This window comes from Streptomyces sp. NPDC087300 (genome assembly GCF_044744425.1).
In the GTDB taxonomy this organism is placed as follows: Bacteria; Actinomycetota; Actinomycetes; order Streptomycetales; family Streptomycetaceae; genus Streptomyces.
The window spans coordinates 516,022-529,459 of the sequence record NZ_JBIUYI010000002.1; the positions used below are offsets into that span (position 1 = coordinate 516,022).

Annotated in this window: 6 protein-coding genes; 5 read left to right on the plus strand and 1 reads right to left on the minus strand. The window is 72.2% G+C overall.

The genetic code is table 11. From position 1 onward, the window contains the following. The first annotated feature begins 3 nt into the window (after positions 1-3). The gene (locus tag ACIO9J_RS07940) at positions 4-771 is read left to right on the plus strand and encodes a YwiC-like family protein (RefSeq protein ID WP_401994284.1); all 768 of its coding nucleotides are present in this window, start codon (positions 4-6) and stop codon (positions 769-771) included. A 109-nt stretch (positions 772-880) separates the two neighbouring features. Here ACIO9J_RS07940 and ACIO9J_RS07945 read toward each other — a convergent pair whose 3' ends face one another. Continuing rightward, positions 881-3,694: a lysylphosphatidylglycerol synthase domain-containing protein gene (locus tag ACIO9J_RS07945; RefSeq protein WP_401994287.1), complete on the minus strand. Its 2,814-nt coding sequence runs from the start codon at positions 3,692-3,694 to the stop codon at positions 881-883. A gap of 173 nt (positions 3,695-3,867) precedes the next feature. Here ACIO9J_RS07945 and ACIO9J_RS07950 point away from each other — a divergent pair, with 173 nt between their 5' ends. The 4 genes from ACIO9J_RS07950 to ACIO9J_RS07965 all read left to right on the plus strand — a co-directional run bounded on the left by ACIO9J_RS07950 (position 3,868) and on the right by ACIO9J_RS07965 (position 13,438). Further along, positions 3,868-4,278 carry an MGMT family protein gene (locus ACIO9J_RS07950; protein ID WP_401994290.1) on the plus strand — a complete coding sequence of 137 codons (411 nt, stop codon included), beginning with the start codon at positions 3,868-3,870 and terminating at the stop codon, positions 4,276-4,278. A gap of 473 nt (positions 4,279-4,751) precedes the next feature. Further along, positions 4,752-8,255, plus strand: coding sequence for a UvrD-helicase domain-containing protein (locus tag ACIO9J_RS07955; protein WP_401994293.1), 3,504 nt, complete (start codon positions 4,752-4,754; stop codon positions 8,253-8,255). A gap of 151 nt (positions 8,256-8,406) precedes the next feature. Next, the gene (locus ACIO9J_RS07960) at positions 8,407-9,105 is read left to right on the plus strand and encodes a hypothetical protein (protein ID WP_401994296.1); all 699 of its coding nucleotides are present in this window, start codon (positions 8,407-8,409) and stop codon (positions 9,103-9,105) included. Between the two features lie 619 nt (positions 9,106-9,724). Further along, positions 9,725-13,438 carry a UvrD-helicase domain-containing protein gene (locus ACIO9J_RS07965; protein ID WP_401994299.1) on the plus strand — a complete coding sequence of 1,238 codons (3,714 nt, stop codon included), beginning with the start codon at positions 9,725-9,727 and terminating at the stop codon, positions 13,436-13,438.

Consider the following 13,438-nt stretch of genomic DNA (forward strand, 5'->3'; position numbering starts at 1 on the left):
CGCATGGCCAAGGAGAAGAGGGGCGTGCTGCGCACCTGGCTGCCGAACCAGCACGGTGCGTGGGCGATGCTCGCGGTGCCCTTCACCGCGGGCGTCTTCCTCGTCGACGGGCCGGGACTGGGTCCCCGATGGGCCCATCTGCCGCTCTTCCTCGCCTGGTTGACGGGGTACGTCGCGGCCTTCCACGTACAGCAGTGGCTCAGGCTGCGCCGCCTCTCCCGCAACCCGCGCGCCCCGCGCCGCCACGTGCGCCCCGCCCTGGGCTCGGCGGCGGTGTGCGCGGCCTGTGGCGTGCCGCTCCTGTTCGGCTTCCCCTGGCTGCTGCTCGCGGCGGCCTGCGCGGCCCCCTTCGTGGCGCTCAACACCTGGTACGCCCGGCGGAACAGGGAACGGACGCTCCTGAACGGCCTGGCGGCGGTGGTCCCCGCCTGCGGCATGCTCCTGGTCACCCTGCGGATGGGCGGCGGCGACCTCGCCGACGGCTGGCGCCCCGCCCTCGCGTGCCTGCTCTTCTTCGTGGGGACCGTGCCGTACGTGAAGACGATGATCCGCGAGCGCGGCTCACGCACGTACTACCGGGCCTCGGTGACCTACCACGCCCTCGCCGTGCCCGCCGCGTACCTCCTGAACCCCTGGCTCGCGATCCTGTTCGCGGCCTATCTGGCCCGCGCGGCGCTGCTCCCCGGCAAGGGCGTGAAGGTGCCGGTGGTCGGCGCCGTGGAAGTCGTGGGCGCCGTACTGCTCCTGGTGGCGCTCCTGCTGCTGTTCTGACCGGCGAGGGCTTGGAGCGGCTTCCTGAAGGGCTTTCGGGAGGGGCTTCCTGAAGGGGGCTTCCGGAGGGGGCTTCCTGAAGAAGGGGCTCTCTACGGAGAGGCCATCCTCAAAGAAGCCCCTTCCTTGTCAGATGGTTGAAGAACAGCCACCCGGGGAGCACCGGCAGCCACAGCGTCAGGAGCCGGTAGAGCAGCACCGCGGGCGCCGCCACGTCCTTGGGCACCCCGACCGCGATCAGACCGAAGGTCAGCGTCGCCTCGACCGCTCCCACGCCGCCCGGTGTCGGCGCCGCCGAGCCCAGCGCGTTGCCCGCCAGGAAGACCACCGCGACGCTCGCCAGACTCAGCGTCGTCATCTCGTCGCTGCCGAACGCGCGCACCGAGGCGTCCAGACAGAGCACGAAAAGGAGCGTCAGGAGCAGCATGCCGCCGATGCCGGTGAGCAGCTTCTGCGGCCGCTGGAGTACGTCCAGCATGCGCGGCACGACCCCGGCGAAGAGCGACCGCACGCGCGTGACGACGAACTTCCGCAGGAACGGGATCGCCGTCACCACGAGCACCAGCACCGCGACCGAGAGGAGACCGGCGATGACGGTGCGGGACGGCGTGAACGACGGCGTCTTCTCCGTACCGGTCAGATAGCCGAAGATGAGCAGCAACATGATGTGCGAGCCGAGCCCGAAGAGCTGCGAGGCCCCGACGCTCGCCACCGCGAGCCCCGAGCGCACCCCGGAGCGCTGCAGGAAGCGCGTGTTGAGCGCGACGCCGCCGACCGCCGCGGGCGCCACGATCTTCACGAACGACCCGGCGACCTGCGCCGCCACCGTCCGTAGGAACGGCACCCGCTCCGGCACGAAGCCGAGCAGGCTCATCGCGGCGGCGAAGTAGCTCAGCGCGGAGAAGCCCACCGCCGCGGCCACCCAGCCCCACTGCGCCTCCTGGAACAGCGTGCCGAACTCGACGTGCGTGAGCTGCGACAACAGGAAGTACGCGCCGATGGCACCCGCGATGAAGCTGATCAGCGTGCGCGGCCTGATCCGCTCCAGCTGCGCGGGTTCGACCGGCGCCGTCGGGCGGATCAGCAGGACCTGGTGGCGGATCTGGGTGAGCAGATCCTCCTCGCGGGCCTGGTCCAGCGCGTCGTCTATGGCCTGCTTCTCGGCCTGCCGCTCCTGCTTGGCGGCCTGCTTCTCCTGCTTCTGGGCCTGCTTGCCCGACTGCGCGACACCGGCCTGTTCCTCGTCGGGGACGTCCGCGCGCACGCCCTGCTTGGCCTTGCGGGACGCCTCGAGGACCGCGTCACGCTCGCGCTGGGACCGCTCCCTGGCCAGCCTGCGCAGGGTGGCGCGGGTGGTGCGGGTGAGGGCGATCGGCTGCAACAGCGGCAGACAGTCGGCGACCGCGTCGGGGCCGAGGACCTCGACGGCCGACGCCACCGCGCGCTCGGCGCCCACCCGCAGGCCGACGGCGGTCAGGAGCTGGGCGATGTCCATCCGCAGCACCAGGTCGCCCGCGGCGATCTCACCGCCGCGCAGATCCGTGAGGATCACCGTGCCGGAACGATCCACCAGAATCGCGTCCCCCGCGAGCCTGCGGTGCGCGATCCGGCGGGACTGCAGTGCCTGCACCTGCCGCCAGGTCTCGCGCAGCAGCTCATCGGTGATGGCGTCGTCCGGCAGGGAGTCCAGGGACCGGCCGCCCATGTGCTCGTAGACGAGCATCACCGCGTCCGGGCCGAGCTCCGACGTGGCGATCAGCTTGGGCGCGTGCGCCCCGGCCGCGATCGCCGCGTACGCGAGCAGGGCCTCCTGTTCGAGGGCCTGGCGCAGCGACTGGAGGCTGCGCCGCTGGGTGATCCCGCGCAGCGTGAGCCTGCGCCACACGCGGTAGAAGAAGCCCTGCGCCTGTTGCTCGCGGTCGATGACCGTGACGTCGAGCGGAGGGCCGTCCTCCAAAGTGACGAAATAGCGCCGCCCCCGGTCGCCGTGCTCGCTGTCCGGGGACTCCTCGCGCGCGGCGCTCACGGGGTGGAAGCCGACGTGCCGCAGGCCCGCCAGGAGCGTCTGCCCGGTGGGCCTGACGTTCGGCGAGCCGACCGCGTAGAGCGTGCCGTACGCCACGGTCCAGCCGATGAGCACCGTCAGGATGATCGAGAACGGCGTCGTGTAGCCGGTGACCAGCATGGTGAACGCGTCGAGCAGCAGCACCACGAACAGCACCAGGCGCCAGCGCGGTCTGCGGGACATCCCGACGGCCGTCATGTACGCGATGACGGGCGCGAGATAGCCGTGCACCGGGTCGGTGAAGGCGTGGATGTCGGCGGGGGACGGCTTGGTGAGCGCGTCCTGGATGGAGCCGGGCGCGGCCTTCGCGACCCAGAGGTCGGTGGCCAGCGTGACGCCGTGGGCGAGGACGGCGGCGAGGACCCCGTCGGCGATGCGCAGTCCGTCGCGTTTGATCAGCCGCTCGATGGCGAAGGCGACGGGGACCAGCAGGACCCCGATGCTCGCGACGAGGCCCGCCACCTTGATCAGCAGGTCGGGCGCCTGCTCGGTGCCCTTGTCGATGTCCTGTTCGAGTCCGGACGTCGTGCCGTGCGCGAACGCGGCGATCGCGAGGAGCACGGCGATGGCCAGCACGCCGACGAGCAGTCGCATGAGGTCGGAGGGGCGGTGCACGCGCGCGGCGAGCAGCGGTTCGTCGCGCTCCACGCGGTCGGTGTGTGCGGCGTCGTCCTCGGGACACACGGTGTCGCCATCGGGGTGCCCGGCGCCGCCGTGCTCGGCCTGCTCGGTCTCGTTCTTCTCGGTCTTCAGGGCGCGCTCACCGGTGTCCAGGTGTGACTCGGACGCAGAGGTGCCCGCTTTCTCATCGGGATGCACGCCCTGCCGTTCCGTCGTCTCTTCTTGATCTCGTATCACCAGTCACCGCCCGCACGATGGTGGCATGCCAGCTCGCCGCAGGGGGGCAGCAGGGGGCAACGCAAGGACGCGAAGTGGTCACGAAACGACACTTTGCGTCCGGTGCCGGGGGCCTCCGTACGGTCCGTGCCGAGCCGGTCGCGGTGTCGGCGGGGTGCGGCAGGATGGGCCGGATGAACGAGGAGAGCCGAAGGGAACAGGCCCCGTCCGACCATGCGGCGCAGGCCCTGCCGGAGTATGCGGAGCGGGTCCTCGACGTCGCGGAACTGATCCCTCCGGGGCGCGTGATGACGTACGGAGACGTCGCCGAGTGGCTGGAGGAGGGCGGACCCCGGCAGGTGGGACGCGTGATGGCCCTCTACGGAGGAGGCGTTCCGTGGTGGCGTGTCGTGCGCTCGGACGGAGTACTGCTGCCGGGGCACGAGCTGCGCGCCCTTGAGCGGTACCGCGAGGAGGGCACCCCCTTGCGACAGGCATCGCGCGCCGCCCAGGGACATCTCCCCAAGCTCGACATGCGCAGGGCGCGCTGGGACGGCGGTGACGTCGGCTCCGGAGGGGGCGGTCATGGTGACGGCGCCTCCTGAGGAAGGGGGCGTGGCGACGTGGTCTCCGGGGCGGCTCGTGGTGACGTCGTCTCCGGGGAGGCCGCTCGTGGTGACGACGCTGCCGTCTCCGGGGAGGCCGCTCGTCGTGACGACCTCTCCGGAGAAGCCGGTCATGGTGATCTCGTCTCCGGAGAGGCCGGTCATGGTGATCTCGTCTCCGGAGAGGCCGGTCATGGTGATGTCGGCCACGCGGCCGGTGGCCACGGCGTCGGTGACGTCGGCGATGACACGAGGGCCGACATCACGGGGGACGCTCGCCCGCAGGCTCCGGAGGCTCACATCTGACAGCTTCCGCCATCCCGGGGCCCGACGGGGGACCGGTGGCCCGTACGGGGGAAGCACCGCGTCCCCCGCATCCACTGGCGTAGCGTCGACAGCACGCATCCCCGTCACCTCTCGGCCACCGCCCGGCCGCTCATCGACCAGCACACCCACCAGGACCGGCGACCCACGTGAGCACCCCTTCTTCCGCCCGGCACATCCGGCACCCGTCGCACCACCAGGTACGACAGGGGACCCCGGGTGCCTACCGACTGGTGCGTACTCTGCCGGACCCACTGGATCCCCCTCGCTTGGACGCACGCCAGCGCGCGGTGGTTGACCACAGGGGCGGACCGCTCCTCGTTCTCGCGGGACCCGGCACCGGCAAGACGACCACGCTCGTCGAGGCCGTCGCCGCCCGCGTCGCCGAGGGCGCGGACCCGGCGCGGATCCTGGTGCTCACCTTCAGCCGCAAGGCCGCGGTGGAACTGCGCGACCGCATGGCGCTGCGCATGGGCGCGGCGCGCGCCCCGCAGGCGACCACGTTCCACTCCTTCTGCTACGCCCTGGTCCGCGCCCACCAGGACACCGACCTGTTCGTCGAGCCGCTGCGGCTGCTCTCCGGACCCGAGCAGGACGTGGCGGTCCGCGAGCTCCTCGCGGGCCAGGTCGACCTCGCGCAGGAGGGCCGCGCGCACATCCGCTGGCCGGACGAGCTGCGCGCCTGCCTCACCACCCGCGGCTTCGCCGACGAGGTGCGCGCGGTGCTCGCCCGCAGCCGCGAGCTGGGCCTCGGGCCCGCCGCCCTGGACGACTTCGCCCGGCGCAGCGGGCGCCCCGACTGGGGCGCGGCGGCCTCCTTCCTCGCCGAGTACCTGGACGTGCTCGACATGCAAGGAGTGCTCGACTACGCGGAACTGGTGCACCGCGCGGTCCTCCTCGCGCGCCGCCCCGAGGTGGCACGGGCGCTCGGCGCGCAGTACGACGCGGTCTTCGTGGACGAGTACCAGGACACGGACCCGGCCCAGGTGCGGCTGCTGCGCGCGCTCGCCGGGGGCGGCAGGTCCCTGGTCGCCTTCGGGGACCCCGACCAGTCGATCTACACGTTCCGCGGCGCCGACGTGAACGGCATCCTGGAGTTCCCCGACGCCTTCCCGCGCGTGGACGGCACCCCGGCGTCCGTCGAGGTCCTGACGACGTCCCGCAGGTCGGGCGCGCAGCTGCTCGCCGCGACCCGGCTGCTCACCCGCCGCATGCCGCTGACCAGGCTGCCCGCGGAGAAGGTGCGGGTCCACAGGGAGCCGACGCCGGTCCGCGACGGCGGCCGCGTCGAGGTCTACACGTACCCGACGGCCGGCACGGAGCTCGACAACGTCGCGGACATCCTGCGCCGTGCGCACCTGGAGGACGGGGTCCCCTGGAGCGACATGGCGGTCCTCGTCCGCGCGGGCGCCCGCACGATCCCCGCGGTCCGCCGCAGCCTCAGCGCGGCGGGCGTGCCCCTCGACATCGACGGGGACGACATCGCGCTGCGCCACGAGCCCGCGGTGATGCCGTTGCTGACGGCGCTGCGGGTGGTGGCGACGGCGGTCATGGCGGATCCCTCGGAATCCATGGATCCCACGGACGTCTCGGAACCCACGGATGTCTTGGATCCCACAGATGTCTCGGATTCCACGGACCCCTCAGGCCCCTCGAAACCCGGGGACGTCTCAGATCCCACAGATCCCTCGGAACCCAAAGCCGTCTCAGACTCCACGAGCCCCTCAGATCCCACGGACTCCACAGAACCCACGGCCCCCCAAAAAACCACCGCCCCCGCCTGGCTGGACACCGAGACCGCCCTCACCCTCCTGACCTCGCCCCTGGCCGGCATGGACGCCGCCGACCTGCGCAGGCTCGGCCGCGCGCTGCGCGAGGAGGAGCGCGCCGCGGGCAACCATCTGCCGCCGCCCTCGGACGAGTTGCTGGCCCGCGCCCTCGCCGAGCCGGAGCGCCTCGTCGCGCACGACCCGACGTACGCCCGCGGCGCCCAGCGCCTCGGCGCGCTGCTGCGCAAGGCCCGTGAGCGTCTCGCGGGCGGCGGTACGGCCGAGGAGGCGCTCTGGGAGCTGTGGGACGGCACCCCGTGGCCCAAGCGCCTGGAGCGCACCGCACGGCGCGGCGGCGCGGCCGGGCGCAACGCCGACCGCGACCTCGACGCGGTGTGCGCGCTGTTCGCCGCCGCGGCCCGTGCCGAGGAGCGCACCGGCGGCCGCGGCGCCCTCAACTTCCTCGAGGAGACCGAGGCGCAGGACATCGCCGCGGACACGCTCACCCGCAGGGCCGTACGCCCCGACGCCGTACGCCTCATGACGGCGCACCGTTCCAAGGGCCTGGAGTGGCGGCTCGTCGTGGTCGCGGGCGTCCAGGAGGGCCTCTGGCCCGACCTGCGCCGCCGGGGCTCGCTCCTGGAAGCGGACCGCATCGGACGCGACGGCCTCGCCGAACCGCTCACTCCGGGAGCGCTGCTCTCCGAAGAACGCCGTTTGTTCTACGTCGCGGCCACGCGCGCGCGGGAGCGCCTCGTCGTCACCGCGGTCAAGGCGCCGGCGGACGACGGCGACCAGCCCTCCCGCTTCCTCACCGAACTCGGCGTCGAACCAAGGGACATAACGGGCCGCCCGCGCCGCCCCCTCTCGGTCTCCGCGCTCGTCGCCGAGCTGCGCGCCACCACCGTCGACCCGCGCGTGTCGGAGCCCCTGCGCGAGGCCGCGGCCCAGCGCCTGGCCAGGCTCGCCGCGCTCGGCGACGCCGACGGACGTCCCCTCGTACCGTCCGCGCACCCCTACCGCTGGTGGGGCATGTACGAGCCGACGGCGAGCGAAGTCCCCCTGAGGGACCGCGACAAGCCCGTCGTACTCTCCGGCAGCGCGCTCGACCAGCTCGCCAACACCTGTTCCCTGCAATGGTTCCTGGGCCGCGAGGTGAAGGCGGACGCCCCCGCGACCGCCGCCCAGGGCTTCGGCAACGTGGTGCACGTGCTGGCCGACGAGGTCGCGTCCGGGCGTACGCCCGCCGACCTCGCCGTCCTCATGGAGCGCCTCGACTCGGTGTGGGACGCGCTCGCCTTCGACGCGCCGTGGAAGTCGGCGCAGGAGAAGGAGCACGCGCGCGTAGCGCTCGAACGCTTCCTCCAGTGGCATGTGATGGACCGCGCGAGCCGCACGTCCCTCGCCAGTGAGCACGGCTTCGACGTGATGCTGGAAGCGGGTCCCTACGAAGTGCGGGTGCGCGGCTCCATGGACCGCGTCGAGCAGGACGCGGAAGGCCGCGCCTACGTAGTGGACTTCAAGACCGGCAAGCAGGCGCCGACCGCCGCCGAGGTCGCCCGCCATCCGCAGCTCGCCGTCTACCAGCTGGCGGTGCGCGAGGGCGCCGCGGACGACGTCTTCGGAGGCGTACGTCCCGAGCCGGGCGGTGCCGAACTGGTGCAGCTGCGCCAGGGCGCCGCCAAGAAGAACGGCGGCGAGGCCCTGCCCAAGGTCCAGGCCCAGGAGCCCCTCTCCGGAGAGTGGATCGGCGACCTCCTCGCGACGGCCGCGGGCAAGGTCCTCGACGAACGCTTCACACCGACCGCGGGCCAGCACTGCACGCACTGCGCCTTCCGCGCCTCGTGCAGCGCGCGCCCCGAGGGCCGGCACGTAGTGGAGTGACGCCACGGACAGCTGTGCCCTTGGTGGCAAAGCTCACGTCCAGGTGCCCGCAGTCATAGCAGGCTCACAGGCCATCTAAAGTCTCGGTAAACCTGAACAGTGCACTCGGCGGACCATCCGATCGTGCACCTTCCTGAGGAGACACACGCATATGGCAGCCAACCGGAAGCTCCTGGCAGTGGCCGTCGCCTGTGCCGCCGCCGTCATCGGCGTAACGGGCTGCAGCAGCGACGGCGACAAGGACCCCTTCGACGGCATGAGTGCCGACAAGATCGCCGAGAAGGCCTCCAAGGCTTCCAAGGACGCCGGGTCCTACCGCATGACGGGCCAGATGAAGCAGAGCGGCCAGTCGAGCGACATCGAGTTCGTGGTCGCCGAGTCCGGCGACTGCAAGGGCACGGTGGGTTCCCGGGAGAAGGGCACCGCTGAGTTCCTCGCCTCAGGTAAGTACTCGTATGTCAAGGTCGACGACAAGTTCTGGGAGGACAAGGGCGACAGCAGCACCGCTGAGCTGGTCAAGGGCCGTTGGGTCAAGAAGGCCAACGCGAAGGGTGGCAGCCCCTGTAACCCCGACGGCATGTTCAAGGCTGACAAGCTCAAGAAGCTGGAGCGGGAGAAGGACACTGAAGTCGACGGCAGGAAGGCCGCTGTCCTGACGAAGAAGAAGGGTGAGGAGACCACCACCTTCTACGTCGCGATGGAGGGTAAGCCTTACTTCCTGAAGGTTGTGAACAAGGGGGGCGAGGCCCCCGGCACGGTGAACTTCAGCGACTACGGCAAAACCGTCGCGGTCAAGGTCCCCTCGGACGACGAGATCGTGGACCCGACGAAGATTTCTGCCGGCTCCTGACCCCACGCGCTGCATACTGCGGCGGCGCCCTGCTCAAATTTCAGACCCAGGTATCGCTCTCCGGGGAGTAGATCGGCGACCTCCTCGCGACGGCCGCGGGGGCAAGGTCCTCGACGAACGCTTCACACTCACCACTGCATGCACTGTGCCTTCCGTGCCTCGTGCAGCGTGTGTCGCGAGGGCTGGCACGCCGGGCCGTGAAGAAGCCCCGAAAGATCAACAAGTGGTCCAGGGCGGCAAGCATGATTGTCGGCGTCTTGGCCATGCCCCTTGCTGCCGCGACGCCGGCCTCGGCGATGGCGAGCGAGAAGACGCGTCTGTACAACTGCAGGGCATTCGTGAAGTGGGGCGGATACACGGTTGGCCCGAAGGTGAAGAACGCGTGCAAGGTCGCGGCCAAGGGCGCAGGTACGCCCGCGTTTCCGTTCCAGGTTTCTGCGTGCACGTCCTTGATGGCGACTCTTGGGATACGCCAGAGCGTATATAACGACGCGTGTTTCGTGGCGGCCGGGCGATAGGGCTGCCGCCCCGAGCCCATTGACATCTGATGCGATGGGTGTGGGATCACTGACAGCCGGGTCCGTCCCGGATGTCAGTGGCCACCGCTAGCCTCTCTGACGTGCCCCCTCGCATCACCGACCCCGAGCAGCTCAAAGAGCTGCTCGGCATCCCGTTCACCCCGGAGCAGACGGCCTGCATCACCGCGCCGCCCGCCCCGCAGGTGATCGTGGCCGGAGCCGGGTCGGGCAAGACGACGGTGATGGCGGCCCGCGTGGTCTGGCTGGTCGGCACCGGCCAGGTCGCCCCCGAGCAGGTCCTCGGCCTGACGTTCACGAACAAGGCGGCGGGCGAACTCGCCGAGCGCGTGCGCCAGGCCCTCGTCAAGGCGGGTGTCACCGACCCTGAAGCGGTCGACCCGGACAACCCTCCGGGCGAGCCCGTCATCTCCACGTACCACGCCTTCGCGGGCCGTCTCCTGACCGATCACGGCCTGCGCATCGGCCTCGAGCCGACCTCCCGGCTGCTCGCCGACGCCACCCGCTTCCAGCTCGCCGCGCGCGTGCTGCGCGAGGCGCCTGGCCCCTATCCGGCGCTGACCCGGTCCTTCCCCGACCTCGTCAGCGACCTCCTCGCCCTCGACAGCGAGCTCGCCGAGCACCTCGTGCGGCCCGAGCGGCTGCGCGCGTACGACACCGAGCTGCTGCGCGCCCTGGAGGGCGCCAAGCTCAGCAACGCGGATCTGCGCAAGGTCCCCGAGACGGCGGCCGCACGGCTCGAACTGGCCGAGCTCGTGGGTCACTACCGCGCGGCCAAGCGCTCCCGCGACCTGCTCGACTTCGGTGACCAGATCGCCCTGTCCGCGACGCTCGCCCGCACCAGGGGCGAGGTCGGCGAGATCCTCCGCGACGAGTTCCGCGTCGTCCTCCTCGACGAGTACCAGGACACCTCGGTAGCCCAGCGCATCCTCCTGGCCGGCCTGTTCGGCGGCGGCACGGGCCATCCGGTGACCGCGGTCGGCGACCCCTGCCAGGCGATCTACGGCTGGCGCGGCGCCTCCGTGGCGAACCTGGACGACTTCCCCGAGCACTTCGCGTACGCCGACGGCCGCCCCGCCACCCGCCACGCGCTCAGCGAGAACCGCCGCAGCGGCGGCCGCCTCCTGGACCTCGCCAACGGCCTCGCGGAGCCGCTGCGCGCCATGCACGCGGGCGTGGAGGCCCTGCGGCCCGCGCCCGGCGCCGAGCGCGACGGCGTGGTGCGCTGCGCCCTGCTGCGCACGCACGCCGAGGAGATCGACTGGCTCGCCGACTCGATCGCCCACCTGGTGCGCACCGGCAAGGCACCCGGCGAGATCGCCGTCCTGTGCCGCACGGCGACGGACTTCGGCGAGATCCAGGGCGCCCTGGTCGCCCGCGACATCCCCGTGGAGGTCGTCGGCCTCTCCGGCCTCCTGCACCTCCCGGAGGTCGCCGACCTCGTCGCCGTCTGCGAGGTCCTCCAGGACCCGGGGGCCAACGCCTCCCTGGTGCGGCTCCTGACCGGCCCGCGCTGGCGCGTCGGCGCCCGCGACCTCGCCCTCCTGGGCCGCCGCGCCCGCCTCCTCGTACGGCACGGGCACGCCGCCCCCGACGACCCGGACCGGCGCCTGGCCGAGGCCGTCGAGGGGGTCGACCCGGCCGAGGTCATATCGCTCGCGGACGCGCTGGACACCTTCCTGGAGACACCGCTCACCGCGGACGACGCCTCCGGAGGGGACGACGGGCTGCCGTTCTCGGCGGACGCGCGCGTGCGCTTCGCCCGGCTCGCCGCCGAACTGCGCGAGCTGCGCCGCTCGCTCGCCGACCCGCTGATGGACGTACTGCACCGGGTGCTCGCCGTGACGGGCCTCGAAGTGGAGCTCTCCGCCTCGCCGCACGCCCTCGCGGCCCGCCGCCGCGAGACGCTCTCCAACTTCCTCGACGTCGCCGCCTCCTTCGCCGCCAACGACCAGGGCGCGTCGCTGCTCGCCTTCCTCGGTTTCCTGCGCACCGCCGCCCAGTACGAGAAGGGCCTCGACAACGCCCTGCCGGGCGGCGAGAACACGGTCAAGGTGCTCACCGCCCACAAGTCCAAGGGCCTGGAGTGGGACGTCGTCGCCGTCCCCGGCCTGGTCAACGGCACCTTCCCGAGCGCACAGGGCCGCGAGAAGTGGACCGCCCAGGCCAAGGTCGTGCCGCACGAGCTGCGCGGCGACACGGCCACGCTGCCCGACGTCGACGCCTGGGACGCCAAGGGCATGCGGGCCTTCCACGAGGAGATGAAGGACCACCAGCGCACCGAGGAACTCCGCCTCGGGTACGTCACGTTCACCCGCCCCCGCTCCCTCCTCCTCGGCTCGGGACACTGGTGGGGTCCCTCCCAGAAGAAGCCGCGCGGCCCCTCCGACTTCCTCCAGGCGCTGTACGACCACTGCGCGGTGGGCCACGGCGAGATCGAGGTCTGGGCGGACGAGCCGGCCGAGGACGAGGAGAACCCGGCGCTGCACGAGGCGACCGCCGACCACGCCTGGCCGCTGCCCCTGGACGACGCCTCCCTGGCCCGCCGCCGCGCGGCCGCGCGGACGGTCCTCGACCACCTGGACCGGCTGACGGGGGAGAGCGCACCCGAGCACGCCCGCTCCCACGAGGAGGCCCACCCGTCGGCGTACGACGACGTGTCCCCGGCCGACGACCCCGAATGGCCACCGCCCCCTCCGGAGGACGAAGAAGGCCCTTACGTAGAGGACCCCTATGTAGAGGCCCCCTATGTAGAGGGCCCCTACGCAGAGGGTGCCTACGGAGCGGGCTCCTTCGAAGAGGGCCGCTACGAAGACACCGGCCGCCCCGAGGACGCCGACCCCGCGGACTGGGACTCCCTGGCCACCGAGCGCCCCACCCTCCCGCACCCCGCGGAGGCCCCCGGCACCGCGACCGCACGCCCCGGTCCCCCCGCCGGCGGCGGCCACGCACGCGTGCCGCTGCCCGCACCCGCGCCCGACGCCCGCCCGCACCCCGCCGACCGCGTCCCGGACGCCCGCCCCGCGCCGGACGGCTCCCGCGCCCGCCTCACCCCGGAGGAGGCCCGCACCCTCGCCTCCTGGGACCGCGACCTGGACGCCCTGACCGGCGAGCTGCTGCGCGCCCGCGAGGCCGTCAGGGACGTGCCCGTGCCGCCCTCGCTCACCGCGTCCGAGCTGATGCGCCTCGCCGCCGACCCCGACGGGTTCGCGCAGGAGCTGGCCCGCCCCATGCCCCGCCCGCCGCAGCCCGCGGCCCGCCGCGGCACCCGCTTCCACGCCTGGGTCGAGTCCCGTTTCGAAGCGCTCACGCTGCCGATGCTCGACCCGGAGGACCTGCCAGGCGGCGGCCCCGACGAGGCCGAGATCGCCGACGAGCGCGACCTGGAAGCCCTCAAGGAGTCCTTCGAGCGCACCGAGTACGCCCGCCGCACGCCCTACCGCGTCGAGGTGCCCTTCCAGTTCGTGATCGCCGGCCGCGTCATCAGGGGCCGCATCGACGCCGTCTACCGGCACGGTGACGGAGATGACACCACGTACGAGATCGTCGACTGGAAGACCAGCCGCACCCACAGCGCCGACCCCCTCCAGCTCGCCGTCTACCGGCTGGCCTGGGCCGAGCAGCAGGGCGTCCCTCCGGAGTCGGTGAAGGCCGCCTTCCTGTACGTGCGCAGCGGGGAGACCGCACGCCCCCGGCACCTGCCGGGCCGCGCCGAGCTGGAACGCCTGCTGCTCGAAGAACCGGCGGCGGCCCCGGACCCCGAACCGCCGGAAGAGCCGACCCCGGATGGCGGATAG

Coding starts and splice junctions, on each gene's coding strand:
- ACIO9J_RS07950 (WP_401994290.1), top strand. CDS start 3,868: ATGAACGAGGAGAGCCGAAGGGAACAGGCCCCGTCCGACCATGCGGCG.
- ACIO9J_RS07960 (WP_401994296.1), top strand. CDS start 8,407: ATGGCAGCCAACCGGAAGCTCCTGGCAGTGGCCGTCGCCTGTGCCGCC.
- ACIO9J_RS07940 (WP_401994284.1), top strand. CDS start 4: ATGGCCAAGGAGAAGAGGGGCGTGCTGCGCACCTGGCTGCCGAACCAG.